Raw genomic sequence first — 25,897 nt, 5'->3', positions numbered from 1 at the left:
CTCCGGAAGCACGCTGCTCCGACAGGAGCGTCCCTCTCATCGGCAGCGCCGCCGGTCACCTGACCGGAAAGAAAACGGACCGGGGTCACCGCGCGCCCGGCCCCGGCCGGGCCGTCCGCAGGCGTCCGGCCCGGTGCGATCACCCAGGGCGACACCGCCGCCACCCTCCGTCAAAGACGGCGAACCGTGACAACCGGCCCCCTGGGTGAGACCGTCGAACAGGGTGACGGCGCTCGGAGGGGGACTGCATGGTTCCGGGATACCGCGAGGTTCGAGAGCTCGGCACCGGGAGCGGCGGACGGGTGGTGCTGGCCACCTACTCCGGTACCGGCGCCTACGTGGCCGTCAAGTACCTGGACGCCGCGCTGCGGGACGACGGCCGGTTCGTGACGCGTTTCCGCGAGGAGGCGCGCGTCCTGGTCGAGCTCGACGACCCGAACCTCGTCCGGGTCTACGAGTACTACGAGGACGTGCTCGAAGCGGCGATCGTCATGGAACTGGTCGACGGCGTCCCGCTCCGCGGGATCCTCCGCGACCACGGTGCGATGGGCCCCGAGGCGGCGCTGGCCGTGCTCAAGGGCGCCCTGCTGGGCCTGGCCGGGCTCCACTCGGCGGGCGTCCTCCACCGCGACCTGCGGCCGGAGAACGTGCTGGTCCAGGCCGACGGGACGGGCAAACTCACGGACTTCGGCGTGGTCGCCCCCGGTACGGCGGGCGTTCCCGGCTACACCGCGCCCGAGCGGCGGGCCGGGGGGCCGCCGAGCGCGGCGGCCGATCTCTACGCGGCCGCCTGCGTGTTCCTCGAATGCCTCACCGGGCGCCGGCCGCATCCGCGCGGGAGCGCGCCGGCGGAGGAGGTGCCGGCCCCGGTACGGGGGCTGGTCGCGCACGGCATGGCCGACGACCCCGGAGACCGGCCGCCGACGGCCCGGGCGTTCGCCGCGGAACTGGAGGTGGCGGCGCGGGCGGCCTACGGCCCGGAGTGGGAGCGGCGCGGGCGGCGGCGCCTGGCCGAGTCGGCCACCCTGCTCGCGCTGGCCTTCCCGCTGGCCCGGACGGCGCGGGGGAGCGGACCGGGCGCCGCTCCCGGGGGCGGCGCCCGCCGCGAGGCGATCGGCCGGTCGGGCGGGCCGCGCCGTCCGCGGCTGCGCGCCCGGTTCCTGGCGGGGGCGGGGGCGGCGGCCTTCGCAGTCACCGCCGCGCTGGTCGCCGCGGGCCGTCCGGCCGGCCCGCTCGCCTCGGACAGGGTCTTCACCCCACCGCCGGAGGCGCCCGCGCACGGCCGCGAACCGGCCGCGCGCACCGGCGGGCCCGCGTCCTCCGGCGCTCCGGCCCCCGCGCGGAACACCACCGGCGGCCGGAGCGCGCCCTCCCCGCGCGTCTCCGCTCCCGCCTCCGCCGGTCCCCCCGAGGCCGGCCTCCCGCAGCCCACGCGCCGGCCCTCCACGGCGCCGTCGCCCTCGGCCGCGGCGACCTCCCGGCCCCCGGCGCCGTCCGGCAGCGCGCCCTCCTCCTCGTCCCCGTCCCCGCCTCCGTCCCCGTCCTCGTCCCCGTCCCCGTCCTCGTCTCCGTCCGCACCTCCGTCCCGGAGTCCGGAGCCCGGTCCGACCCCGGTCTCCCCCGGCGATCCGGCGCCGGGCCAGAGCGGTGCGCAGACCCCGCCCACGCCGCACGCGGTCGGCGCGCTGGCCGTCACCGGGATCGACGCCGGCGGGGCGACGATCAGCGTCCGCGCGTCCACCACGGCCGGTGTCGTGCTGACGGTCCGGTTCGCCGAGGGCCCGGCCGGGGAACGGCCGGCGGAGGCCCCGGCGCGCACCCTCCTGCTCGGCGGCTCCACCGCCTACCTCCCCGCCGTCCCGCACGCCTTCACCGCCCCGGCCTGCGGCCGGACCGTCCTGTGGCGGGTCACCGCCGAGACCCTGCCGCAGTCCCCCGGCGGCGTGCGGAGCCGTACGGTCGCGGTCACCGGCGCGCCGTGCCCGGAGACCACCGGACCGCCCGAGGACGCGCCGGAAGACGTGCCCGGGGACGTGTCAGAGGACCGGCCGCGGGACGTGTCAGAGGACCCGCGGCGGGACGTGTCAGAGGACCCGCGGCGGAATGTGCCGGAGGACCCGCGGCGGGACGCGGCCGGGACCCCGCGGACCGATCGCGCGCCCTACCGCTCCCCTGCCGGCGCTTGACCGGGCCTTGACCCGGCCGCGGCACCCGGTCCGCGGCCGAGCCACTCCGCGGGGGTGACGAACAGCCCGCTCGCCTCGACCAGCGGGGTGCCGTCCGCAAGGGCGATGCGGCCCTCGACCCAGGTCTTGCGCCCGTGCGACCCGGTGCACTCCGCGGTGGCGACCAGCGGCTCGCCGTACGGCACCGGCCGGCGGTAGCGCAGGGTCAGCGTCCCGGTGACCCCGGGGAAACCGGCCACCGCCGCGGCCTCGCCCAGCAGGTGGTCGAGGACCATCGCGCTGACGCCGCCGTGCACCGAGGCGGGCGGGCCCTCGTGGACCGGCCGGAAGTCCAGCTCGGCGCGGACCGTGCGCTCCGGGGTGGCCCGGACGACCAGCGGCAGGGCGTGCGGGTTGGCCGAGCCGGTGACCGCGTTGCCCACGTTCCTGGGCACGCCTCCGGGGCCGAGCTCGAACGACCGGGGCGCGTCGCGCCGCAGCGCACCGAGGCGCTCGGTGAGGGCGGCCAGCTCTGCGGCGACGGCGGTGAGCTCACTTCCCGGGACGTCCGTCAGCACGACCGCGTCGGCCAGGGCGCGGGCCCGGCCGCTGAGTTCGATCAGGGCGGCGAGGCGGGCCTCGGCGTCCTCCGTGTGGGCGACGTCGATCGTCATGGCAGCATACTAGAACACGTTCTATAGAATCTCATTCGGATCATGGCCGGGCCACGCCACGCCCGGGTTCCGTAGATTTTTTCGTTGGACCGATTTACCTCAAGAAATCCCTCGAAACCCTCTGACATCGGCCTTTTCATCGCGCCGGGCGCCTCCAGGGGCTTGATGCCCGCTTGGGACGGTCTTGACCTGTCCCTGTGTGCGGGTAACCTCCCTCGTCACGGAAGACCACCGACCAATGGTGCCGCCACACGCACCCCGCTCCTCTCCCCTGAGGTGCGCGCGTGACCGCACCATCGTCCGACCTGACCTCCCGTAAGCCCGGTCGCGGGGCGGCGCGACCATGCCCCCACGGCTTGCGGAGGGTCCCCCACTTCCATATGACACCTGAGATCGAAAAGTTCATCGAGCTGCTCGAGAGCCAGCTCGGCTACACCGAGAAGAGCAGCGGCTACACCAAGTTCGGCGACTGGTACGGCAGCACCGTCGACATCGACGAGGACTTCGCCAATGCCCCCTGGTGCGACATGTACCTGTCGTGGGCGGCCAAGAAGCTCGGCTACGAGGACTGGATCGGCCAGTTCGCCTACACCGTGTACCACGCCCAGTGGTTCAAGGAGCAGGACGCCTGGGGCACCACCCCCAAGCCCGGCGCCATCGTCTTCTTCGACTGGACCGGCACGAACAAGATCAGTCATATCGACCACGTCGGGATCGTCACCCGGGTGGACGGCGGGACCATCCACACCATCGAGGGCAACATCGACGGCGGCGTCGCCAAGCGCAAGGAGCGCGACACCGGCAAGGTCGTCGGCTACGGCTACCCGGAGAAGATCAAGGCCCGGCTGGACAGGCAGGCCGCCGAGAAGCAGGAGGTCAACACCTCCGCCGACGTCTCGGGGGGCAACTCCGTCTTCCTGGCGCCCCCGACCAGCCTGTTCTCCGTCATCCCCGCTCCGGTACCCCTCCCCTCCGACCAGGGGGCCCCTCCGCCCGAGAAGTCCGTCCAGGCCGCGGCCGAGTCCGCGAAGGCGCAGGCCGCCCCGCCCGCCGCGAAGACCGCCCCCGAGCGCGGCACGGCGAGCCGCGCGGGGACCGGTTCGGAGAAGACGCCCGCGAAGGCCGGCGCCCCGGAGAAGACCGTCGCCTCCGGCGGGACCACCCAGGCCTCCACCCCGGCCTCCGCCCCGGCTCCGGCCGCCGCCGGCCGCACCGCCCCGGGCAAGCACGCCAAGCCCGCCGCCGCCGACACCCAGGCGATCGCCACGGCTCCGGCCGCCGCGAGCGGCGGACTGACCCCCGCCACCCCCGATCTGTCGAGCCCCACCGTGCTGGCCCCGGTCCTGCTCGCCGCCGCCGCGATCATCGCCCACGCCAGGCTGAAGCAGTCGGGGCTGCGCCTGGCCTTCTCCGGTGGAGGCGCCGAGCGCCCGTCCCACCGCGCCACCGGCTCCCACCGCGCCGGAGGCCGCCGCCGCGCCCCCGGTCGCCGCAGGCTCACCGCGGGCGCCCCGCTCACCGCGGACGCTCCGCTCACCCGGAGGTCCTTCGCGACCCAGGGGTTCTCCCTCACCCGGGAGGCGCCTGCCGCCGGCGGGCTCCCCGTGCCGCCCTCCGCACCCGAGAGCACCGCGGCAGCCGGGCTCGGACCGGTCCCGACCTCCGAGTTCCCCTCGGTCACGACCCCCGTGGCCCGGATCGAGGAGACGGTCTCCGCCGAGCGGCCCCGCCTCCCCTACCAGGGCAGGCGCCGCCTGCGGGAACGCCCGGTGGTGGAGTCCTCGACCTTCGTCCAGGACGCACCGCTGCGGGGCCGCCGCCACCGGGCGGTCTCCTCGACGTCCTCGACCTTCGTCCAGGACGCACCGCTGCGGGGCCGCCGCCACCGCCGGACCGAACCGGCCGTCAGCACGACCATCCCGGCCGCCCTCCCCGTCGAGCACGGCGACCTCCTGGCCCCCGCCGGCCGGGACCTCCTCGACGCCCCGCCCTCGGGCGGGTACCGGGGACGCCGCCGCCGGGAGGCCGTACCGGTCTGAGCGGCCCGCCCCGCGCGCGTTCGGCGTGGTCGCTCAGCAGGAGGCCCGGCCGTCCGCCGCTCAGGCGCGGCCCGGCCGTCCGCCGCTCAGGCGCGGCCCGGCCGTCCGCCGCTCAGGCGCGGCCCGCGCCGACGAGGTCCCGCTCCCGGTCCTCGCCGGGCTCCTCCTCCTCGTGCCCCTCGATGGAGAGGTTGGGCAGGATCCGGTCCAGCCAGGCCGGGCACCACCAGTTGAAGCGGCCGAGCAGGACCATGGTCGCCGGGACCAGGAAGCCCCGGATGATCGTGGCGTCCACCGCGACCGCCACCGCCAGGCCGACACCGAAGATCTTGACCATGGGATCGGGGTAGGCGATGAAGGCGACGAACACGGCGACCATGATCAGGGCCGCGGAGGTGATCACCCGGCCGGTCGAGCCCAGCCCCTCGGCCACGGCCCTGCGGTTGTCGCCGTGCCGCAGGTAGGCCTGGCGCACGGCGGTCAGCAGGAACACCTCGTAGTCCATCGACAGCCCGAACAGCACCGCGAAGAGCATCAGCGGGATGTAGCTGTCGATCGGCACCGAGAAGAACAGCGTGGTCAGGTAGGACATGTCCGCGCTGACCGGCGGGTCCATGCCGACCAGCCCGCTGCCCAGGCCGAGGGAGAAGACCAGGGAGAGCGCGCCGAAGGCGGCGCCGAGCGAGACCAGGTTCATCAGCGCGGCCTTGATCGCCACCACCGGGGAGCGGAACGCCAGGAGCAGCAGCAGCGCGCTGAGCAGCACCACGACGCCGACGACCATCGGGGTGCGCTCGGCGATCCTGGCGCCGGCGTCGGCCATCCCCGCCACCTCGCCGCCCACGTGCACGCTCGCCCCCGCGATGCGGAGCCCGCGCACCGCCTCGACCACGTCCAGGGCCCGGGGGTCGCTGGGCGCGAACGCGGGGACGGCCTGCAGCATCACGGCGGTCCCCGCGGAGTTGAGCACCGGCTCGCCCGCGTGCGCCACGCCCTCGACCGCGGCGACCCGCTCCTTGAGCGTCTGCACGACGGCGGGGGCGGGCTCCCGGTCGGCCACCGGCTCCGCCAGCTCGGCGACCACGATCAGCGGCCCGTTGGCGCCCGGCCCGAACCCGGCCTGCATGAGCTCGTAGGAGCGGCGGGCGTCGGTGCCCCGGTCGCCGTAGCCGTCGTCGAGCGGGCCCATCTTGAGCGCGAGGGCCGGTGCGGTGAGCGCGGCCAGCACCGCGACGCTCAGCGCGAGCACGCGCCACGGCCGCCGGGAGACCCACCGGCCCAGTCCCGCCCAGCCCGAGGAGCCGTCCGCGGACCGGCGGCGGCCCGCCAGCGGCAGCCGCAGCGCGTCGATCCGGTGACCGAGCAGGCCGAGCAGGGCCGGGACCAGGGTGATCGAGGTGAGCACCGCGCAGACGACCGAGATGCCGGTGATCCAGCCGAGCGTCTGCAGCATCGGGAACCCGCCGAGCAGCAGTGCGCTGAGCGCGATGATCACCGTGCCGCCGGCGAAGACCACGGCGCCGCCCGAGCTCGCGGCCGTCCGGCGGACCGCGTCGTGCACGGCCAGCCCGTCGTCCAGCAGCTTGCGGTGCCGGCTCAGCAGGAAGAGCGCGTAGTCGATGCCGACGCCGAGCCCGATCATCGTCGCCATGATCGAGGCCTGCTTGGGCACGTCCACGACGTGGCCGAGCAGGCTGATCACGCCCAGACCGGTCGCGATGCTGACCAGGGCGGCGAAGATCGGGATCATCGCGGCGACCAGCGTGCCGAAGGCGAACAGCAGGACGAGCAGCGCGCAGGCGACGCCGATGACCTCGCTGACGCCGGTCTTGATCTCCTTGTCGGCCGGGGTGCCCGAGTCGGCGGGCACCGCCTCGACGCCGATCCGCCGGACGGGCTCGGCCGCGGCGGACAGCGTCCTGGCGGTCTCGGCCAGCCGGGAGGTGTCGTGGCCCTCCAGCTTGACCGTGATCAGGCCGATCTGCAGGCTGGGCGCCAGGCCGCCGACCCGGTAGGGCGTCAGCACCTCGGTGACGTGCGGGACCCGCCGGATCCCGTCCACGGCGCGCTGCACGGCGCTCTTGCGCCGCTCGTCGATCAGCGGGCCGTCGGGGGAGTAGAGCACGATCTGGACGGTGCCGCCCGCGGCGTAGCCGGGGCCGAAACCGTCGCGCATCAGGTCGTGGGCGCGCTGCGCGTCCGTGCCGGGGATGGCGACGTTGTTGTTGACCGGTCCGGGGAACAGCAGCGATCCCGCGGTCAGCGCCGCCGCCAGCAGGATCCAGAGTGTCAGCACGATCGCCCCGCGCCGTGCGCACCATCCACCCAGTCGCCCCAGCAACCCAGACATCGGGACCGCCCTATTGAGATCTCAGTCGTACACGCGGGACACCGCCCGGCACCGGTCTGTACGGCAGTGCTTACCGAAAGCCTAGGGGCGAACCTTCCGGAACGTCCTCCGTGACCGGGAAATGAGACGATGACCACATCGCGGCAGGAATGACGGCCTCCCGATCAGGAGACCTCCACCGATCCCGGGATCGCCGCGCCCGCCGTGCTCGTCGGCTCGGCCGGTCCCCCGGGATCCGGTGCGGGGGTCGGCTCCTCCCCCGGGCCGGGCCCGCTCTGCATCCCGACCCCGACGGTGATCACCACCGTGACCCCCGGCCGGACGCATCCGCCCGGGCCCGCGCTCTGCGCCAGCACCGTCCCGGCCCGCGCCCCGTCCACCGGCCGCGCCCGCGTCCGCACGGCGAAGCCCGCCGCGGTCAGCGCGCCGCGCGCGTCCGCCTCGGCCGCGCCGACCACCGAGGGCACCGCCGCCCCGCGCCGTGCCACCGTCATCGCGACCGCGCCGCCCGAGGAGATCCGCTCGCCCGCCCCGGGGCTGGTCGCGAGCACCTGCCCGGAGGGGCGGTCCGAGCAGAGCGCCGTCACCGCCCCGACCCCCAGCCCCGCCGCCCGGAGCGCGTCCCCGGCCGCCTTCCTGCGCAGCCCCGTCAGGTCGGGGACGGGCACGCCCGCCGAGATCCGCAGCCGGACCCGGGTGCCCCTGGCCACCACGGTCCGCGCCTCCGGCACGCTCCCCAGCACCCGGCCGATCGGCTCGGCGGAGTCGGCCCGCACGACGCTCCCCGCCGCCAGCCCGGCGTCTTCGAGGACGCGGCGCGCCTCGGAACGCTCCAGTCCCGCCACCGGCGGCACCGCGACCCCTCCGGCCGGGACCGTGGCCGGCCCGCCCGCACCGGAGACGTTCCTGGCCGGCACGGTGCGGTGCTCCCGGCGGGGGACCAGCGGGCCGGACTCCGCGCTGGTCTCCACCCGCTCGGCGAGGACCGACGACGGGCCGGACTCCGTCGGCGGCACGGGCGTCCGCCCTCCCCCGATCGGTCCCCCGTTCCCGCTCAGGGCCGGGACCAGCACCCCCACCAGCACCGCGGCGCTGACCAGGAGCGATCCGGAGACCGCCATCGACGCCCTGGTCGCCGCCCGGCCGGGGTGCGTGCGCGTCCCGGCGGGCTCCTCCTCGGAGAGGCTCCGTACGGCACCGGCCTCCCAGGGCGCGGGGAGCGCGCCCGCGGGGATCGCAGCGGCGGGAAACGGCCGAGCGGAGACCGAGCGGATGGAGACGGGACCGGACACGGGCCGGACGGAGGCCGCACCGGCGCGGAGCGACCGCTCCTCCCCCCGCTCCCCGCTCCCGCCGGGACCCGCGGCGACACCGCCGTCCGCACCGGCGGCGGGCCCGCTCCCGTCCGCACCGGCGGCGGGCCCGCTCCCGTCCGCACCGGCGGCGGGCCTCCCGCCGCCGGGCTCCGCGGTGAGCCCGGCCCCGCTCTCACCGGGCTCGGCGCCGTCGCCGTCGCCGAGCAGCGTGAGCAGGAGCTCGCGGCTCGTGGGCCGGTTGCGGGGGTCCTTGTCCAAGCAGACGGCGACCAGCGCGGCGAGCCACCCGTCGAGGTCGCCCAGCTCCGGCTCCGCGGTGAGGATGCGGTGCAGCACGGCCGCGATCGAGTCCTGCCCGAACGGCGCCTGGGCGTTGGCCGCGAAGCACATGGTCGCGCCCCAGGAGAAGACGTCGGCGGCCGGGTCGATCTCGGCCCCCTCCACCTGCTCCGGCGCCATGTAGGCGGGGGTGCCCGCACCGCGTCCGCTCTGGGTGGCCGCCGCGTCCAGCGCCCGGGCCAGCCCGAAGTCGATGACCCGGGGCCCGTCGGGACCGAGCAGCACGTTCTGCGGCTTGAAGTCCCGGTGGACGATCCCCGCCCGGTGGATCGCGGTGAGCGCGGTGGCCGTGCCGATGGCCAGCCGCTCCAGCGCGCCGTCCCTCCTCGGCCCGCCGACGGCGACCTCGCGGTGCAGGGACGGGCCGTCGACGAACTCGCTGACGATGTAGGGGCGGTCGTCGGCCAGTCCCGCGTCGATCACCTGCGCGGTGCAGAACCGGGCCACCTGCTTGGCCAGGCCCACCTCCCGCAGGAACGCCTCCCGCTCGTCGGTGATCCGGCCGTGCAGCACCTTGACCGCGTACGGCTCGGGAGCGGTGTCGGGACGCATCCCGAGGTACACCGTCCCCTGCCCGCCCTCGCCCAGACGGCCGACGATCTCGTACGCGCCCAGTCTTTCGGGATCCCCCGGTCTGAGCGGCTGCGCATACGGCACCCGGGCCTCCCCTCGCCGCCACTCCTCCACTCAAGAGAAGGCATCCCCCGCAGTCAACGGGAGTCAATCCCCTGTGCCCATGACCGTGACACTCATGTGATGCTCAGGCCAGGCCCGCCGGCCCCGCCCGCACGCGCCCGGCCCCCGCGGCTGGCGCGTCCGGGCGGGCGCTCACGCCGCCCGGCCTCGCCGCTCCGGTCCCGTGCCGCGCCGCGCCACGGCAGGGCGGGCACGGCCGGCCCGGCGTCGGTCCAGCCGGCCTGGAGCACGGTCCGGGTGCCGGTCTGCTCCGGTAACGGCTTGCCGTCGTCCGTGGTCTCCAGCTCCTCGGCCAGCAGGAGCATCGTCGCGGTGTCGACGATCAGATCGCCGCGCACGACCGTGCCCCCGGTTCCCCGCCTGATGGACAGGAGCGTGCCGGTCCGGCCGGCGCCGTCCTTCGCCGTTCCCTTCACCCGGACACCGGGCATCGTCCGCAACGCCCGGTAGGCCGCGGCGCGGACCTCCTTCGGCGCGGGGAACCGGAAGAGCAGCTCCGTCAGCGTCCCGGTGACGAAGTCGTCCACGTCCGTCTTCTCGCCCCCCTCGACCCGCGCGACCCGGGCGAGCCAGGACGTCAGCCCGCCCGGGTCCGCGGGCAGCCGCTGGATCTCGTCGTACGTCAGCCGCTGCTCCGACAGCAGGAACGTGTCGTCTCCCGGGACGGGCCCGACGTGGCCCTTGTCGGGCCGGGTGGACAGCGACACGACCTGCCCGTCGGCCGTACGGGTCCACTTCTTCGGCGAGCCGTCGCGGCGCCACGCCTGCCGGTCCGCCGCGCCCGCGGGGTACACGCCCGGCTCACGCCATCCTGTCCAGGATCTGCCGTCCGGGGCGGACCAGTCCTCGCTCAGTTCCCGCACCGTCAACCGGTATTTGTGCGGCCCTCCGCCGAACCGCCGGGGGTGGGTGGTCGTCCACAGCACCCGCGTGTGCCAGTAGGCGCCTTCGGGGGGAGCCCACGCGGCGCTCGCGAGCCGCAGCTCCGGCGTCCTCCCCGGGCCGGGTTGCGCGGACGGAACGGCGGCGGCCAACGCCGCCAGAACGGCGCCCGTCGCGATCAGCGGACGGATCCGCACGGTCCCGAGCTTCATATGATTCCTCCAGACTCGCCAGGTGACGCCCTCTGATACGACCGGGCGCCCCGGAAGGTTGCCCGCGCCGCAGGGGCAACCTCCCGAGCCGCCGAGGCGTATCAGGAGGCGTGAAATCGGACAGACAATCGTGAGCCGCGCCGACCACGACTTCGGCGACTTCGTGGCCGCCCGGGCCACGAGCCTGCTCCGGGTCGCCTATCTCGCCTGCGGGGACCGGGCGGAGGCGGAGGACCTGCTGCAGAGCGCGCTGGAGCGCACCTACCGGAACTGGGAGCGGGTACGGCACGACACCGTCGAGGCCTATGTGCGCCGCACCATCGTCAACACCGCCATCAGCCGGGCCCGCCGCCGGGCGATCCTGCGCATCGTCCCGGCGCGCGCCCTGCCCGAGCGGCCGACGCGCCCGGCCGACGTCGACCTGCGCCACGTCCTCATGGACGCGCTGCGCGGCCTGCCTCCCCGGCAGCGTGCGGTGGTCGTCCTGCGGTACTGGGAGGACCTCACCGAGGCCCAGACCGCGGAGGCGCTCGGCTGCGCGGTCGGCACGGTGAAGAGCCAGGCGTCGAAGGCGCTGGCCAAGCTGCGTACCGCACTCGGAGAGACATCCGTGGAAGGAGTGATCGGCAATGCCCGCATTTGAGGACCGGCTCCACCGGATCATGGCGGACGCGACGGCGGGGCTGCACGCCGCGCCCGACCTCACGGAGCGGATCGTCCGGTCCGCGCGGCGCAGGCGGAAGCAGAACAGGATCGCGGCCCTGGCCGCCTCGCTGGCCGTCGCCGTGGCGCCGCCCGCCTACCTGACGGCGGCCCCCGGCGCCCTGTCGACGCCCGCCGTCACCGAGACGCCGGCTCCGCCCGCCGTCGACGACACCCCTCTCCCGCAGTCCGCTCCCCCGGACCTCGGGGACCTGGGCGACGGCAAGGCGTTCGGGCGCGTCGAGGCGGGCTACCTGCCGCCCGGTCTGCGGTGGTCGCACTGGTCCGTCGACAACGGCGACACCTACTGGACCTCGTGGAACCGCGACGGGGACGCCGAGGGCCCTTACTGCGTCCAGATCACGGTGTTCGAGGACCGGGCCGTCCAGGAGTTCGACGACATCGTCCAGGCGCATCGCGGCGAGGGGGAGGGCGGAGAGGTGACCGTCGGCGGCCGGAAGGGCTACCGGGCCCTCATGGGCGTCGGCGAGGACGGCATGAAGGGCACCCCCGTCCTCTACCTCACCATGGGCGAGCGGCGGCGGGCCCTGATCGCGTTCAGCCCCGTCTACGCCGAGGAACTGGGCGACGCGGCCGTCGACCGCGAGCTGAGGAGGGTCGCCGAGGGCCTCACCGACGGCCGGTAGGGCCCGGCCGGCCGGGGACGGGTCCGGCGTGGCGGGATGGCGCGCGGCGTTCCGTCGACCGGCCGGGGCGCCGTCCGCCCCGGCCGGCCCGTCACCGCGTCAGGAGCCGGCCAGGCCCATCTCCGACAGGGCCAGGTCCATGAAGGCGCCGATCGGCTCGTCCACCGCGCCGACCCGGTGCAGGGCGGCCATCCCGAGGTAGACGCTGTAGCCGGCCACGGCGCGCCCCCGGGCCAGGCCCGGCGGCTGCCCGGCCTCCTCCAGCGTGGCCCCCATGAACTCCAGCCGGCGCGCGCTCACCCGCCGGGCCGTCTCGGCGACGAGTGGATCGTCGGCCGCGCTGACGAGCTGGAAGGCGATCTTCGAGTCCACCGGGTCGCCGAAGGCGAACTCCAGCAGGGTGCGCATGCGCAGTGCCGGGTCGGGGATCTCCAGCAGCCCGGCGATGATCTCCTCGGTGCCGGACTCCCAGAGCGCCAGCGCCGCCTCGACCAGCGCCCGGCGGTTGGCGAAGTGCCAGTAGAAGCTGCCCTTGGTGGCGCCGAGCCGTACGGCCACCGGCTCCACCGCCACCGCCGCCAGGCCGCCCTCGGCCAGCGCCTCCAGCGCCGCTCTCGCCCAGTCCCCCGCGTTCAGCCGACCCACCCGCACAGTCTTCCATACGGAGGCGTACAGTCGGGCCGTACGCAACCGTATGGAGGAGTCCCATGGTGTACAACATGCACGAACGCCTCATCCCCGCCTCGCCCGAGCGCGTCTGGGACCTGCTCATGGGGCTCGGCGGCGAGGGCGACCGGCTCTGGCCGCAGGAGAAGGGCGGCTTCCGCCTGCCCGAGGGCGCCCGCCCCGGCGCCCCCGTCGAGCACGGCCCGATGCGCTACCGCGTCGGCGCCGTCGAGCCCTGCCGCCGGCTGTGGTTCGACACCCGGGAGATGACCGGCGGGCACGGCTTCACCCTCCACCCCGCCGAGGGCGGCACCCTCGTCCGGCACGAGATCACCGGCCGGACCACCGGCCTGTTCCGGCTCCTGTGGCCGGTGCTCATCCGCCGGCAGCACGACGCGGTGCTGGAGCGGCTCCTCGACAACCTCGAACGCGAGGCCGGCCGCGCCGTCGCGGGGTGACCGCCGGATGACCTGCGCCCCGGACCGGCGGGCGGGGAGCCGCCCCGCGAGCCGATAGCCTGGCGAGGTGCTGGAAGAGATCGCGGCGACCCGCTACGTGACGCCGCTGCGGGAGGGCGGGTCGCTGCCCGGCGTGATGGAGGCCGACGACCTCGGCACCTACGCCGTGAAGTTCCGGGGCGCCGGGCAGGGCCGCCGGGTGCTCGTCGCGGAGGTCATCTGCGCCGAGCTGGCCAGGCGGCTCGGTTTCCGCACCCCCGACCTGAAGGTGATCGACGTGGATCCGCAGCTCGGCGCCCGCGAGCCCGACGAGGAGATCCAGGACCTGCTCAAGGCCAGCGCCGGGCGCAACCTCGCCGTCGACTTCCTGCCGGGCTCCCTCGGTTTCGAGCCGCTCACCTGGCCGCCGGACCCCGTCCTCGCCTCCCGGCTGCTCTGGTTCGACGCGCTGGTCCACAACGTCGACCGGAGCTGGCGCAACCCCAACCTGCTGCTGTGGCACGGCGACGTCTGGCTGATCGACCACGGCGCGGCCCTGTGGTTCCACCACAACTGGCGCACCGCCGACCCCCAGCGCGGTTTCGACGCCGCCGACCACGTCCTGGCCCCCTTCGCCACCGAGATGGCCGCCGCCGACGCCGAGCTGAGCGCCCGGATCACGCCGGACCTGCTCGACGCCGTGACGGGCGAGGTGCCCGCCGAGTGGCTGGTGGAGGACGAGCCGGGCACCGGCGACGCGCAGGCCGTACGGCGGGCCTACGCCGAGCACCTGCTGGCCCGCGCGCACGGCCCGAGGGCCTGGCTGCCCGAGCCCGCCGCCGGGCCGCCGCCGGACCGGCGGGAGCGGAAGACCGGCTCGATCGGCACGTTCTGGAAGGGCGCCCGGTGAGAGACGTCTACGAGTACGCCGTCATCCGGGTCGTCCCGCGCGTCGAGCGCGGCGAGCTGATCAACGCGGGCGTGCTGCTGTACTGCCAGCCGCGCGGCTACCTGTGCGCCCGCGTGGAGCTGGACGAGCCGCGGCTGCGCGCCCTGGACGCCCGCACCGACGTCGCGGCGGTACGGCACGCGCTCGACGCCTACCGGCTCTCCTGCACCGAGGACGCGGGTCCGCTGGCCGCCGAGTCGCCCGGCAGCCGGTTCCGCTGGCTGACCGCGCCGCGCAGCACCGTCGTGCAGACCGGCCCGGTCCACGCGGGCCTCACCGCCGACCCCGAGGCCGAGCTGGAGCACCTGATGTCCCGCCTGGTCCGCACGGCCTGAGACACCGGCGCGACGGCGCGGGACGGCTAGAACAGCACCGACATGAAGGTGCCGACCTCCCGGAAGCCCGCCTTGCGGTAGGCGGCCCGGGCGGGGGCGTTGTAGTCGTTGACGTACAGCGAGACCACCGGGGCGAAGCAGGCGAGGGCCTGCTCGACCACCGCGGCCATCCCGGTCACCGCGTGGCCCCGGCCGCGCCAGGCGGGGTCGACCCAGACCCCCTGGATCTGGCAGGCCTGCGGGGTGACCGCGCCGATCTCGGCCTTGAAGACGACCGTGCCGTCCTCGATCCTGGCGTAGGACCGGCCGATCCGGATCAGCTCCGCCACCCGCGACCGGTAGAGCGCGCCGCCGTCGCCCGCCTCGGGCGAGATGCCCACCTCCTCGGTGAACATCGCCACGCAGGCGGGGAGCACGGTCTCGAACTCCTCCGGCCGCACGCGTCGCACCAGCGGGTCGGGCGGGACCGGGGAGGGCCTGGCGGTGGCCATCAGCGGCTGGGCCCAGCGGACCGCGCGGGCGGGACCCCAGTGGGGCTCCAGCCGTTCCCAGAGCGGCTCGACCGCGTCGGCCGGGCCGACGATGGAGGAACAGCGGCGGCCCTGCCTCCTGGCCCGGTCGGCGAAGGCGTGCACGGCCTCGGCGCCGGCGTTCACCGGGACGAGGTTGGCTCCGGCGTAGCAGAGCGAGGTCAGGCCGCCGCGCGGCCCGAACCCCCACATCTGGCCGCCCAGCCGGGCCGGATTGAGCCCGACGGACCGGACCCGGGAGGCGACGAAGACATTGGCGACGGGGTCGGCGTCGAGCAGCGCCAGGACCTCGTCGCGATCGTTGTCGTCGAGCACGCGCGACGCCGTTGTGCGCAGCATCACGGGCCCAGCCTACGCGAGACCGCCGGGTTTGACAGGATTGGCTCGCAGATCGGTATCTACCTGCCCGGATCCGCCGTCAGCGGTACCCGCGCGGCCCGGGCCGCGGGTTTCGGCCCGGGACCGGCCGCGCAGCGCGCGTCGACCCCCGCCCCCGCCCGCCCGGTGCGTCCGGGCAGCGTCCCGTCCCGCAGGTAGGCGGCCAGGTGCCCGTCCACGCAGCGGTTGCCCTCGAAGAGGGCGACGCCGTGGTCGCCGCCGCCCTCGACCACCAGCCGGGAGCGGGTGAGGATCCGGCGCATCTCCAGCGCGCCCGGGTACGGCGTGGCGGCGTCGCGCCGCGACTGGATCAGCAGCGCGCCCGGCAGGGCGCGGTCCTGCCGGATCCGCACCGGGACGCCGCCCCGCCCGGGCCAGAACGCGCACGGCGCGTTGTACCAGGCGTTCTGCCAGGCCATGAAGGGCGCCCTGGCGTGGACCGCGGCCGTGTCGGCCCGCCACCTGTTCCAGTCGCGGGGCCAGGGCGCGTCCGCGCACTCCGTGGCGAGGTAGACCGCGTAGCCGTTCTCGGTCGCGGCGTCGTTCTCGGCGTGCCTGCGGTAGGCGGCCAGCAGGGGCTCGGTGTCGCCGCGCCTGACGTAGGCGGAGAAGGCGCGGGCGAGCTCCGGCCAGAGCGCGTCGGAGTAGCCGCCGGCGGTGTAGACGTCGTCGAACTCGCTCGGGCCGACCACGCCGCCCGCCGGGCGGGTGCGCAGCCGCTCCCGGGTGGCGTACCAGGCGAAGGAGACGGACGCGACCGTCGCGCCGAGCCGGTAGACGCGGTTGTTGCGGGCCGTCCAGGCCAGGAAGTCGCGGTGCCGCCGGTCGAAGTAGGCGTTCTGCTTGAGGTTGGAGGCGTACCAGATCCCGCGGGGGTCGACCACGCTGTCCAGGACCAGCCGCTTGACCCGCCGGGGGAAGAGCGTCGCGTAGACCGCGCCGAGGTAGGTGCCGTAGGAGTAGCCCAGGTAGCTGATCCGGGACTCGCCCAGCGCCGCCCTGATCATGTCCATGTCCCGGGCGGAGTTCTCCGTGGTCAGGTGGGGCAGGAACCAGCTCCACCGCGCCTGGCACGCCTCGGCGTACTCGCGGGCCCGGCCGACCAGCGCGGACTCCTCCTGCGCGGTCTTCGGGACGTGGTCCGGACGCGGCGGCGCGTAGTAGTCGCCCGGGTCCACGCACTGCAGCGCGGGCGTGCTCCGCCCCACCCCGCGCGGGTCGAAGCCGATCACGTCGAAGCGGTCCGCCAGCCCGCCGGGGAGCGCCGCCGCGACGTACCTGGCCAGGTCGCGGCCGGAGGCGCCCGGCCCCCCGGGGTTGACCAGCAGGACGCCCAGGTGGTTCCCGGCCCGCGGGGTCCTGCCCTTGATCCGGTTCAGCGCGATGCCGATCGTCCGGTACGGCCGGCGGTAGTCGAGCGGCACCCTGAGCGTGGCGCACTCCACCCCCGGGGCGGCCGGGGCGCTCGTGCGTCCCTCGCCCGTCCGGTCGCAGGCCCCCCACACGAGGTCCTGCCTGATCTGCGCCATCGCCCGAGGCGGTGCCCCGACGGCGACGACGAGCATCCCGATGCCCGCGACAACCCCGACGACCCTCTTCACTGGGACTCCCCTCCTCGGTCGGCAGGGAGATCGTCCCTCGGAGAGGCGCCGGACCACCGGCCACCAGGCCGGATGCTTACCATTGCGTGATCGAGTGATTGCGGCCCGCAGCCGCCCGCCCGGCCCGCCGCGTCTCCGGAAGGGTCAGCGCACGACGACCTCGGGGCCGGGGGCGTCGTCGTCGAGGTCGACCTCGACGCCCATCTCCTCGGCCAGGCGCAGGGCCTCCTCGATCAGGGTCTCCACGATCTGCGACTCGGGGACGGTCTTGATGACCTCGCCCTTGACGAAGATCTGGCCCTTGCCGTTGCCGGAGGCCACGCCCAGGTCGGCCTCGCGGGCCTCGCCGGGGCCGTTGACGACGCAGCCCATGACCGCCACGCGCAGCGGGACCTTCAGCCCCTCCAGCCCGGCCTGGACCTGCTCGGCCAGGGTGTAGACGTCGACCTGGGCCCGGCCGCAGGACGGACAGGAGACGATCTCCAGGCCGCGCTCGCGCAGGTTCAGCGACTCCAGGATCCCGATGCCGACCTTGATCTCCTCCACCGGAGGGGCCGACAGCGAGACCCGGATGGTGTCGCCGATGCCCTCCGCCAGCAGGGCGCCGAACGCCACGGCCGACTTGATCGTGCCCTGGAACGCCGGGCCCGCCTCGGTGACGCCCAGGTGGAGCGGGTAGTCGCACCGGGCCGCGAGCAGCCGGTAGGCCTGGATCATCACGACCGGGTCGTTGTGCTTGACCGAGATCTTGATGTCCCGGAAGCCGTGCTCCTCGAAGAGCGAGCACTCCCACAGCGCCGACTCCACCAGCGCCTCGGGGGTGGCCTTGCCGTACTTCTGCAGCAGGCGCGGGTCGAGCGAGCCGGCGTTGACGCCGATCCGGATCGGCACCCCGTGGTCGGCGGCGGCGCGCGCGATCTCGCCGACCTTGTCGTCGAACTTCTTGATGTTGCCCGGGTTGACCCGGACCGCCGCGCAGCCCGCCTCGATCGCGGCGAAGACGTACTTCGGCTGGAAGTGGATGTCGGCGATCACCGGGATCTGCGACTTCCTCGCGATGATCGGCAGCGCCTCGGCGTCGTCCTGGGACGGCACGGCGACCCGGACGATCTGGCAGCCCGCGGCGGTCAGCGCGGCGATCTGCTGGAGGGTGGCGTTGACGTCGGCGGTGACCGTGGTGGTCATCGACTGCACCGAGACCGGCGCGTCACCGCCCACCGGCACGGAACCGACCATGATCTGACGGGAACGGCGTCGCTCGGCGATCGGCTTGGTCCTCACCGAGGGGATACCGAGAGCAACAGAAGTCATTTTCAACCTTACGAATGTCGGCGACCGCTCCAGTCTAGGCAGTGCTACGAGGTGGCGGTGAGCTCCCGGGCCCGGATCCGCGCCCACCCGTCGGCGGCGAGCACCTCCTCCGCCGAACCGGCCTCGCCGGGGGTGTGCTCGGCGACGACCGCGGCCACGGTGTCCAGGATGCCGGGGAACGGCAGCCGCCCGCCCAGGAACGCCTCCACGCAGACCTCGTTGGCCGCGTTGTAGACGGCCGGGGCCGTGCCGCCCGCGGAACCGACGTGGCGGGCGAGCGCGACCGCGGGGAACGCCTCGTCGTCGAGCGGCTCGAAGGTCCAGGTGTGGGCCCGGGTCCAGTCGACGGGGAGGGCGGCGCCGGTGACCCGCTCGGGCCAGCCGAGGGCGAGCGCGATGGGCAGCCGCATGTCCGGCGGGCTGGCCTGGGCGATGACCGAGCCGTCGGTGAACTCCACCATGGAGTGCACGACCGACTGCGGGTGCACCACGACGTCGATCCGGTCGAACCCGACGTCGAAGAGCAGGTGGGCCTCGATGACCTCCAGGCCCTTGTTCACGAGTGTGGCCGAATTCACCGTGATGACCGGCCCCATCGACCAGGTCGGGTGGGCCAGGGCCTGCTCCGGCGTCACCCCGACGAGCTCCGCGCGGGACCGGCCGCGGAACGGCCCGCCGCTGGCGGTGACGACCAGCCTGCGCACCGCGGAGGCGTCGGGGCCGGTGGGCCCGGCCGCCCACAGACACTGGGCGAGCGCGGCGTGCTCGGAGTCGACCGGGATCAGCTGCCCGGGCTTGGCCAGGCGCTTGACCAGCGGCCCGCCGACGATCAGCGACTCCTTGTTGGCCAGCGCGAGCGTCCGGCCGGCCTCCAGCGCGGCCAGCGTCGAGGTCAGCCCGAGCGCGCCGGTGATGCCGTTGAGCACGGTGTCGCACGGCCAGGCCGCCGCCTCGGCGACCCCCTCGGGTCCGGCCAGGACCGTCGCGGTCACGCCGCGGGCGGCCAGCGCCTCCTTCAGCGCGGGCACGGCCGCCGGGTCGGCCACCGCCACCGCCTCGGGCCGGAACTCGGCCGCCTGGCGGGCCAGCAGGTCGATCCGGCCGCCTCCGGCGGCGAGCGCCGCCACCCGGAACCTGCCGGGGTTGCGGGCGATGACGTCGAGGGACTGGGTCCCGATGGAGCCGGTCGAGCCGAGCAGGGCGACGGAGCGGGTGGTGTCTGGCTGCATCGTCCCATTCTCGCGGGCGTCCGGCGTGCGGTGGACCGCCGGAATCCGTGACCCGAGAAACACCCGATGAAAATCGCGATTTACGCCCGAATCCCGTCATATCAATAGTCGTAAATCTTGAGAAATGCGGATATCCGGCGCACTAGCTTCCCGAGTCAGCATCCAGGTCTCGGGAGGTCCACATGCACCGCACGGCACGCCTTGTCCCCCTTGTCCCCCTTCTCGCCCTCGCCGCGGGGGGGACGCTGCTCTCCCCGGCCGCGGCCGGGGCCGCCGGGGGCCCCGCCGCACCCGCGACCCCCGCCCCCGTGGAGCGGGAGGCCGCCGGCACCGGGACCGAGCAGCGCGTCGTGCGCCGCTACTGGACCGAGGCGCGGATGGAGGCGGCCCGGCCGCTCGACGCCCTGGCCCCCCGCAAGGACGGCGTCCGGCTCACCGGCTCCGCGTCCGCCGCGCAGGCCGCGGCCGCCCCGTCCTCCGTCCCCGCGACCGCCCCGGACGGCGCGGACGGCGGGGGCGGCGGAAGCGCCGCGGCCGGCCGCACGGGCGCGCCGTCCGCCCCCGCCCGGACCGCCCGCGCCGTCGACGGCTCCCCCTGGACCCGCGGCGGAGCCGTCACCGGGACCGCCGGACGGGTCTTCTTCACCTACCGGGGACGGAACGCCTCCTGCTCCGGCAACGCGGTGACCAGCGAGAACAGGAGCACGGTGATCACCGCCGGGCACTGCGTGAAGATGGGCGGCGCCTTCCACACCAACTGGGTGTTCGTGCCGGGGTACGACCGCGGCGAGCGGCCGCACGGCACCTGGGTCGCCACCGCGCTCTACACCACCCCGCAGTGGAACAACGCCGAGGACATCGACCACGACGTGGCCGCCGCCGTGGTGGCCCCGCTGGACGGGCGGCACCTGACCGACGTGGTCGGCGGCCAGGGGGTCGCCTTCAACCAGGCGCGCAGGCGGCAGATGCACGCCTTCGGCTACCCGGCCGCCGCCCCCTACGACGGCTCGACGCTGGTCTACTGCAGCGGCCGGGCCTTCGACGACTTCCTGATGTCCCGCGACCTCGGGCTGAACTGCGACATGACGGGCGGGTCGAGCGGCGGGCCGTGGTTCCTCGACTTCGACGAGGCCACCGGGCTGGGCACGCTGAACTCGGTGAACAGCTTCAAGTACGGCTTCGCGAGCGGCTGGATGCTCGGCCCCTACTTCGGGGTGGAGGCCCAGGCCGTCTACCAGGCCGCCCAGGGCGCCGAGGCCCCGTAGCTTCACGCAAAGTAGCCACAAGGAAACCCGGGGTAGTGCACACTCGGGCTCATGACCCCGAGCCTCGCCCTGCTTGCGGCCGTCCCCCTCGCCATCGGGCTGACGGGCGCCCCCCTCACCTCCGCGACGACCGCCCCCGAGCACGGACGGGGCCTCGTCGGCGCCGGCGTGGTGGCCGCGGCCCTGCCCCGGACCCCCGCGCGCCCCGCGGGGACGACCCCCCGGAGCACGGTGCACACCGCCGGGAAGGCCTTCCGGGGCAGCGGGGGCGCGGGCGGCCCCGACATCGTCGAGCACGCGGCCGCCCGCAGCGCGGCGGAGCAGCGCCGCGTGCTCGGCTACTGGACCCCCCGCCGGATGGCGAGGGCCGTCCCGCTCGGCCTGCTCGACACGCTCGCCGGCGCCCTGGGCCCGGTCACCGCGCTCACCGGAAGACCGGGCACCCCGGCCCTGGGCCCGGTCACCGCGCTCACCGGAAGACCGGGCGCGCCGGGCCTGACCTCCCCCGCCCGCCGCCGGGCCTCCGCCCCCGCCACCGCCGTGACCAGCGGAGCCCGCTGGACCGCGGGCGGCGCGGTGCGCAGCACCACCGGACGCGTGTTCCTCACCCTCGGCGGGGTCGACTTCGTCTGCTCGGCGAGCTCGGTGCGGAGCGGGAACCGCGACCTCGTCGTCACGGCCGGGCACTGCGTCAAGGACGGCGCCGGCGCGTGGGCGGAGAACTGGACCTTCGTCCCCGGCTACGATCAGGGCAGCCAGCCGTACGGGCGCTTCACCGCCCGCCGCATGTTCGTCGCGGGGCCGTGGTCGCGCAGCGCGGACGACAGCCACGACCTCGCCATGGTCGCGCTCAACACCAGGAACGGCCGGCACCTCGCCGACGTGGTGGGCGCCCAGGAGATCGCCTTCGGCGCGGCCCGCGGCCGCCACGCCTACGGCTTCGGCTTCCCCGTCGACCCGCCCTACGACGGCGAGCACATGATCTACTGCGCCGGCCCGGTCCGCGAGGACCCGTACGGCCAGACCCGCGACCAGGGTCTGCGCTGCAACATGACGGCCGGGTCCAGCGGCGGCCCCTGGTTCAGCTCCTTCGACCCCGCCACCGGCCGCGGCACCATCACCTCGGTGAGCAGCTTCAAGTACAGCGACGACCACGGCACGATGTACGGCCCCTACTTCGGCGACACCGCCAAGGAGCTCTACCTCACCGCCCAGCGGTCCTGACACCGCCGTCCCTCCGCCGTCCCCGCGCTCCGGCCGCACGGCACGGCCCCGCACCGCACGGCCCCGCGCTCCGGAGCGCGGGGTCGTACCGCGCGTCCCGCGGGCTACAGGCTCAGCCCGGTCAGGACCATGACCTTCTCGTAGGTGTAGTCGGTCATCGCGGAGCGGACGCCCTCGCGGCCGACCCCGGAGTCCTTGACGCCGCCGTAGGGCATCTGGTCGGCGCGGTAGGACGGCACGTCCCCGACGACCACGCCGCCGACCTCCAGCTCCCGGTTGGCCCGGAAGGCGAGGTCGAGGCTCCGGGTGAACACGCCGGCCTGCAGGCCGTACGTCGAGTCGTTGACCGCGGCGAAGGCCTCGTCGGCGCCGGAGACGCTCCGCACGACCATCACCGGGCCGAAGACCTCCTCGCAGGAGACCGCGGCGTCGGCGGGCGCGTCGACCAGGACGGTGGGGGCGACGGTGGCGCCGTCACGGGTGCCCCCGGTGAGCACGCGGGCCCCGCCGGCGACGGCCTCGGCGACCCACCGCTCGACCCGCTCGGCGGCCTCGACGGAGACCAGCGGCCCGACCTGGGTCTTCTCGTCGGCCGGGTCCCCCGTCACCAGGGCCTCGACGGCCGGGACCAGCCGGGCCAGGAAGTCGTCCCGCACGGACTCCTCGACGATCACCCGCTGGACCGCGATGCAGCTCTGCCCGGCCTGGTAGTTGGAGAACAGCGCCACCCGGGAGGCGGCCCAGTCGAGGTCGGCGTCGGCCAGGACGACCGCGGCGGCGTTCCCGCCGAGCTCCAGCGTGACGTGCTTGCGCGGCACCCTGTCCATGATCGCGTAGCCGACCGGGCCGGAGCCGGTGAAGGAGACCACCGGCAGGCGCGGGTCCTCGACCAGCGCGGCGGCGCGCTCGTTGGGCACCGGGAGCACGGAGAACATGCCCGCGGGCAGGTCCGTCTCGGCGAGGATCTCCCCGAGCAGCAGCGCCGAGAGCGGCGTCGCGGGAGCGGGCTTGACGACGACCGGGGCGCCGACGGCGATGGCCGGGGCGACCTTGTGGGCGACCAGGTTGAGCGGGAAGTTGAACGGCGTGATCGCCAGGATCGGCCCGCGCGGGACGCGGGAGACGTAGGCGAGGCGGCCGGCCGCGGCGGGCTCGGTGTCCAGGCGCATCGCCTCGCCGCCGGAGCGGCGGGTCTCCTCCGCGGCGAAGCGGAAGGTCGAGACCGCGCGGCCGACCTCGCCCCGGGCCCAGAAGACCGGCTTGCCGTTCTCCTCGGTGATCAGGCGGGCGATCTCGTCGGCGCGCTCGGCCAGGCGGCGCGAGACATGGGCCAGGGCCTCGGCCCGCACGTGCACGGGTAGGGCCGCGGCCTGCCTGCGCACGGCCTCCGCCGCGGCGACGGCCTCCTCGACCTGCTCCGGGGTCGGCACGGAGCAGACGCCGACGACGCGGCCGTCATGCGAGTTGGTCACGGTGAGCTCGCCGTCCCCGGTCGCGGGGCGGCCGGCGAGCCAGAAGGGGCGCACGTCCATGCCCCCGACGCTATGCCACCCGGCCGGGTCCGGCGTCGCTCCACTCCGCACAACGCCCCTCCGCGGGCGCGCCGATCCGGATAAAATAACTCGTCCGGATTCTAGCCTTAAAACAGGTTTATTGACGATATTTCTGCCTGACTGGCGGTTTGGATGACCTCCACTGTGGCTAAGTCATCCGATGCGAGTCCCCCGAGCGGAAAGGCGTGGCCCCATTGACCTCCTCGGCCCCGCTCGGACTCCAGGGCGCCTACCTCTCCGGCGACCGCGCCGCGCAGGACGGACTGCGCGCCAAGCTCCTCGACGTGGCCAACCACCTCCTGCTCACCGTCGGCCCGGAGAGCCTGTCGATGCGGCGCATCGCCGCCGAGGCCGGATGCTCCACGACCGTCATCTACACCATGTTCGGCAGCAAGGAGGGCCTGGCCGAGGCGCTCTACCTGGAGGGCTTCGAGCGCTTCCGGCGCCGCCTGGAGGCCGTGCCCGCGCACCTCGACTCCCTGGAGCGCCTCACCGCGCTCGGCACCGTCTACCGGGAGGCCGCGCTGGCCGAGCCGGGGTACTACAGCCTGATGTTCGAGCGGGCCATCCCCGGCTTCATCCCCAGTGAACGGGCCAGGACCCTGGCCCGGGCGGCGCTCAACATCTTCGACCGGGTGATCGCCGACTGCATCGCGGAGGGCCGGCTCGTCCCCACCCAGCCCCGCAGGATCGCCGACGTGCTCTGGTCCGCGGCCCAGGGGGCGATCAGCCTGGAACGTGCCGGGCACCTGCGCGACGGCTCCGCCTTCGACACCGCCACCCGGGCCGTCATCCACCGCTACCTGGTGACCGGCGCCGGACGGCCGGACCCGCCGCACGCCGGTCAGCCGCCGGAACGCCCGCGTCACCCGGCCCGCTAGACGCTCAGCGCCACCCACAGCTCGGCGCGGACCGCCGGGTCGTCCAGGTCGCGGCCGAGCAGTTCGGCGACCCGCCGCATGCGGTAGCGCAGGGTGTGCCGGTGCACCCCCAGCCGCTGGGCCGCCGCGTCCCAGTGCCCGTTGCACGCCAGGTAGGCGCGGAGCGACTCCACCAGGTCGGCGCGGGAGCCGTACTCCCGCAGCGGGGCGAGCAGCGCCGCGGAGAACGCCGCGGCCGCGCCGGCGTCCAGCAGCGCCAGCAGCCCCCGGCCCGCCAGGTCGGCGAAGCGCACGACCGGGCCGGCGGGGCCCCGGGCGGAGGCGAGCGCCCGGTCGGCCTGCTCGATCCCGGTCCGCAGGTCCTCCGGGCCCACCGGCGCACCGACCCCGAGCGGGCAGGCCCCGGCCCGGCCGGCGAGGGCGGCGACCGCCTCGTCCGCCCCGGCCGCGGGGACCAGGACGAGCACCCGGTCGCCCTCGGCGACCGCGAACCCCTGCCCCGCCGTCTCCCCCACCAGCTCCGGCACCGTCTCCAGCACCGCCTCCAGCACCGCCTCGCGGTCGCCCCCGGCGGCCAGCACCACCAGCGGCCCGTCGGGGAACCGGTCGCCCAGCCGCTCCAGCGTCTCCCGGCCGGCCGCCGTCTGGCCGGCCAGCAGCAACCGGAGCGCCGCGGCGCGCACCCGGCGTTCGGCGGCCAGGTGCTCGCGGCCGTGCTCCAGCGCGAGGGTGAGCAGGGAGCCCGCCGCGTTGACCACGGTGTGCTCGACCGGCGTGAACGGCCTGCCGAGGCCGACGGCGAAGAACCCCCCGGCCCGGCGCGCGCCGACCGGTTGGACGACGACGTGCTCACCCGGGGTGGACAAGGCGAGGCTGGCCGCCCTCCCGCCCTCCCGCGCACGTCCCCGCAGGCGGCCGAGCTCGGGCAGGACCGCGCCGACGGCGGCCGCCCCCCGCCCCGCCGCGTGCCGTACGGCTCCCGCCTCGTCGAGCAGGACCGCCCAGCCGCCCAGCTCCCGGGCGAGCCGGTCGACCACGGCCCGCGCCCCCTCGGGCCGCAGCGCCGCGCGGGTCAGCCGGCCCTGCGCGGCGAAGGCCCGGGTGATCTCCTCGTACTGCTCGGCGGCGAGCAGGTCGCTGACCGCCTTGCCGACGGCGACGAACGGGGTCTCGCGCGGCACCTCCAGCAGCGGCAGCCCCGCCCGGTCGGCGGCGGCCAGCAGCCCGGCGGGGACCGTCCCGTGCCCCAGGCCGACGCCGAACCCCAGCCCGCTGACCCCGCGGGCGACCAGCCGGCCGACGTACGGCCCGGCGCCCGCGGCGTCCAGCGGCATGCCCGTGGTCAGGACGAGCTCCCCGCCCTCCAGGAACGGGGTGGGGTCCTCCAGCTCGCTGACCGCCACCCAGCGCACCGGCCGGTCGAGCGCGTCGCCGCCGGTGCGCACGGACAGGCCGAGCGACGGCCGCTGCACGACGGTGCGGAGCGTCGGGGCCACGGCCGCCTCCTGGTTTTGTA

General features: G+C 75.3%; 21 protein-coding genes. 10 read left to right on the top strand and 11 right to left on the bottom strand.

The window, feature by feature from the left end:
- Window positions 1-248 precede the first annotated feature (248 nt).
- Complete coding sequence (locus HS045_RS35890; protein WP_196452280.1) at window positions 249-2,186, top strand: serine/threonine protein kinase; 1,938 nt, start codon at window positions 249-251, stop codon at window positions 2,184-2,186.
- Here the strand turns inward: HS045_RS35890 and HS045_RS16840 are convergent.
- Entirely contained in the window at window positions 2,162-2,839 is a 678-nt protein-coding gene (locus HS045_RS16840) for a PaaI family thioesterase (protein ID WP_196452279.1), read from the bottom strand. The two genes, HS045_RS35890 and HS045_RS16840, sit on opposite strands and share 25 nt — an antisense overlap.
- Before the next feature lie 380 nt (window positions 2,840-3,219).
- Between HS045_RS16840 and HS045_RS35885 the strand changes: the two genes are divergently transcribed.
- Entirely contained in the window at window positions 3,220-4,878 is a 1,659-nt protein-coding gene (locus HS045_RS35885) for a CHAP domain-containing protein (RefSeq protein WP_196452278.1), read from the top strand.
- 112 nt (window positions 4,879-4,990) lie between these two features.
- Here HS045_RS35885 and HS045_RS16830 read toward each other — a convergent pair whose 3' ends face one another.
- From HS045_RS16830 to HS045_RS16820, 3 genes are all read right to left on the bottom strand, one after another.
- Entirely contained in the window at window positions 4,991-7,174 is a 2,184-nt protein-coding gene (locus HS045_RS16830) for an MMPL family transporter (RefSeq protein ID WP_307827558.1), read from the bottom strand.
- Between the two features lie 218 nt (window positions 7,175-7,392).
- A complete protein-coding gene (locus HS045_RS16825) occupies window positions 7,393-9,540 on the bottom strand; it encodes a PASTA domain-containing protein (protein ID WP_196452276.1) in 2,148 nt (715 codons plus the stop codon).
- Between the two features lie 92 nt (window positions 9,541-9,632).
- Window positions 9,633-10,673: a hypothetical protein gene (locus HS045_RS16820; protein WP_196452275.1), complete on the bottom strand. Its 1,041-nt coding sequence runs from the start codon at window positions 10,671-10,673 to the stop codon at window positions 9,633-9,635.
- A gap of 130 nt (window positions 10,674-10,803) precedes the next feature.
- Between HS045_RS16820 and HS045_RS16815 the strand changes: the two genes are divergently transcribed.
- The gene (locus tag HS045_RS16815) at window positions 10,804-11,316 is read left to right on the top strand and encodes a SigE family RNA polymerase sigma factor (RefSeq protein WP_196452274.1); all 513 of its coding nucleotides are present in this window, start codon (window positions 10,804-10,806) and stop codon (window positions 11,314-11,316) included.
- Complete coding sequence (locus HS045_RS16810; protein WP_196452273.1) at window positions 11,303-12,022, top strand: hypothetical protein; 720 nt, start codon at window positions 11,303-11,305, stop codon at window positions 12,020-12,022. Before HS045_RS16815 ends, HS045_RS16810 begins: the two co-directional genes overlap by 14 nt.
- A gap of 99 nt (window positions 12,023-12,121) precedes the next feature.
- Here the strand turns inward: HS045_RS16810 and HS045_RS16805 are convergent, their stop codons facing one another.
- Entirely contained in the window at window positions 12,122-12,667 is a 546-nt protein-coding gene (locus HS045_RS16805; protein ID WP_196452272.1) for a TetR/AcrR family transcriptional regulator, read from the bottom strand.
- Window positions 12,668-12,729: 62 nt separating this feature from the next.
- On the opposite strand from HS045_RS16805, the gene HS045_RS16800 reads away from it, so the two are divergent.
- The 3 genes from HS045_RS16800 (at window position 12,730) to HS045_RS16790 (ending at window position 14,409) form a co-directional block, all read left to right on the top strand.
- Entirely contained in the window at window positions 12,730-13,146 is a 417-nt protein-coding gene (locus tag HS045_RS16800; protein WP_196452271.1) for an SRPBCC family protein, read from the top strand.
- A 67-nt stretch (window positions 13,147-13,213) separates the two neighbouring features.
- Window positions 13,214-14,035 carry a HipA family kinase gene (locus tag HS045_RS16795; protein ID WP_196452270.1) on the top strand — a complete coding sequence of 274 codons (822 nt, stop codon included), beginning with the start codon at window positions 13,214-13,216 and terminating at the stop codon, window positions 14,033-14,035.
- Entirely contained in the window at window positions 14,032-14,409 is a 378-nt protein-coding gene (locus tag HS045_RS16790; protein WP_196452269.1) for a DUF3037 domain-containing protein, read from the top strand. The genes HS045_RS16795 and HS045_RS16790 overlap by 4 nt, the downstream gene beginning before the upstream one ends.
- A 26-nt stretch (window positions 14,410-14,435) precedes the next feature.
- Here HS045_RS16790 and HS045_RS16785 read toward each other — a convergent pair whose 3' ends face one another.
- The 4 genes from HS045_RS16785 to dxr form a co-directional block, all read right to left on the bottom strand.
- Complete coding sequence (locus HS045_RS16785) at window positions 14,436-15,278, bottom strand: GNAT family N-acetyltransferase (protein WP_196452825.1); 843 nt, start codon at window positions 15,276-15,278, stop codon at window positions 14,436-14,438.
- A gap of 59 nt (window positions 15,279-15,337) precedes the next feature.
- Entirely contained in the window at window positions 15,338-16,918 is a 1,581-nt protein-coding gene (locus HS045_RS16780; RefSeq protein WP_196452268.1) for an alpha/beta hydrolase, read from the bottom strand.
- A 144-nt stretch (window positions 16,919-17,062) separates the two neighbouring features.
- On the bottom strand, window positions 17,063-18,229 hold the full coding sequence (gene ispG / locus HS045_RS16775) for a flavodoxin-dependent (E)-4-hydroxy-3-methylbut-2-enyl-diphosphate synthase (protein WP_196452267.1): 1,167 nt from the start codon (window positions 18,227-18,229) through the stop codon (window positions 17,063-17,065).
- A gap of 44 nt (window positions 18,230-18,273) precedes the next feature.
- Entirely contained in the window at window positions 18,274-19,458 is a 1,185-nt protein-coding gene (gene dxr / locus HS045_RS16770; RefSeq protein ID WP_196452266.1) for a 1-deoxy-D-xylulose-5-phosphate reductoisomerase, read from the bottom strand.
- A 182-nt stretch (window positions 19,459-19,640) separates the two neighbouring features.
- Between dxr and HS045_RS16765 the strand changes: the two genes are divergently transcribed.
- Together HS045_RS16765 and HS045_RS16760 are read left to right on the top strand one after the other, a co-directional pair.
- The gene (locus HS045_RS16765) at window positions 19,641-20,723 is read left to right on the top strand and encodes a serine protease (protein WP_196452265.1); all 1,083 of its coding nucleotides are present in this window, start codon (window positions 19,641-19,643) and stop codon (window positions 20,721-20,723) included.
- Window positions 20,724-20,774: 51 nt separating this feature from the next.
- Window positions 20,775-21,947 carry a serine protease gene (locus HS045_RS16760; protein ID WP_196452264.1) on the top strand — a complete coding sequence of 391 codons (1,173 nt, stop codon included), beginning with the start codon at window positions 20,775-20,777 and terminating at the stop codon, window positions 21,945-21,947.
- A 104-nt stretch (window positions 21,948-22,051) separates the two neighbouring features.
- Here the strand turns inward: HS045_RS16760 and HS045_RS16755 are convergent, their stop codons facing one another.
- Window positions 22,052-23,479 carry an aldehyde dehydrogenase family protein gene (locus HS045_RS16755; protein ID WP_196452263.1) on the bottom strand — a complete coding sequence of 476 codons (1,428 nt, stop codon included), beginning with the start codon at window positions 23,477-23,479 and terminating at the stop codon, window positions 22,052-22,054.
- 206 nt (window positions 23,480-23,685) lie between these two features.
- On the opposite strand from HS045_RS16755, the gene HS045_RS16750 reads away from it, so the two are divergent.
- Window positions 23,686-24,381 carry a TetR/AcrR family transcriptional regulator gene (locus tag HS045_RS16750; protein ID WP_307827557.1) on the top strand — a complete coding sequence of 232 codons (696 nt, stop codon included), beginning with the start codon at window positions 23,686-23,688 and terminating at the stop codon, window positions 24,379-24,381.
- On the opposite strand, the gene HS045_RS16745 is transcribed toward HS045_RS16750, so the two are convergent.
- The gene (locus HS045_RS16745) at window positions 24,378-25,877 is read right to left on the bottom strand and encodes a PucR family transcriptional regulator (protein ID WP_196452262.1); all 1,500 of its coding nucleotides are present in this window, start codon (window positions 25,875-25,877) and stop codon (window positions 24,378-24,380) included. The two genes, HS045_RS16750 and HS045_RS16745, sit on opposite strands and share 4 nt — an antisense overlap.
- Window positions 25,878-25,897: the final 20 nt, after the last annotated feature.

This window comes from Planomonospora sp. ID82291 (assembly GCF_015711645.1).
In the GTDB taxonomy this organism is placed as follows: Bacteria; Actinomycetota; Actinomycetes; order Streptosporangiales; family Streptosporangiaceae; genus Planomonospora.
This window is presented reverse-complemented; position numbering and strand designations above follow the sequence as displayed.

Excerpts from the sequence above, each read along its gene's own strand:
- ispG (WP_196452267.1), bottom strand. The coding sequence starts at position 18,229 with ATGACTTCTGTTGCTCTCGGTATCCCCTCGGTGAGGACCAAGCCGATC.
- HS045_RS16800 (WP_196452271.1), top strand. The coding sequence starts at position 12,730 with ATGGTGTACAACATGCACGAACGCCTCATCCCCGCCTCGCCCGAGCGC.
- HS045_RS16755 (WP_196452263.1), bottom strand. The coding sequence starts at position 23,479 with ATGGACGTGCGCCCCTTCTGGCTCGCCGGCCGCCCCGCGACCGGGGAC.
- HS045_RS16765 (WP_196452265.1), top strand. The coding sequence starts at position 19,641 with ATGCACCGCACGGCACGCCTTGTCCCCCTTGTCCCCCTTCTCGCCCTC.
- HS045_RS16810 (WP_196452273.1), top strand. The coding sequence starts at position 11,303 with ATGCCCGCATTTGAGGACCGGCTCCACCGGATCATGGCGGACGCGACG.
- dxr (WP_196452266.1), bottom strand. The coding sequence starts at position 19,458 with ATGCAGCCAGACACCACCCGCTCCGTCGCCCTGCTCGGCTCGACCGGC.
- HS045_RS35885 (WP_196452278.1), top strand. The coding sequence starts at position 3,220 with ATGACACCTGAGATCGAAAAGTTCATCGAGCTGCTCGAGAGCCAGCTC.
- HS045_RS16785 (WP_196452825.1), bottom strand. The coding sequence starts at position 15,278 with ATGCTGCGCACAACGGCGTCGCGCGTGCTCGACGACAACGATCGCGAC.
- HS045_RS16820 (WP_196452275.1), bottom strand. The coding sequence starts at position 10,673 with ATGAAGCTCGGGACCGTGCGGATCCGTCCGCTGATCGCGACGGGCGCC.
- HS045_RS16760 (WP_196452264.1), top strand. The coding sequence starts at position 20,775 with ATGACCCCGAGCCTCGCCCTGCTTGCGGCCGTCCCCCTCGCCATCGGG.
- HS045_RS16840 (WP_196452279.1), bottom strand. The coding sequence starts at position 2,839 with ATGACGATCGACGTCGCCCACACGGAGGACGCCGAGGCCCGCCTCGCC.
- HS045_RS35890 (WP_196452280.1), top strand. The coding sequence starts at position 249 with ATGGTTCCGGGATACCGCGAGGTTCGAGAGCTCGGCACCGGGAGCGGC.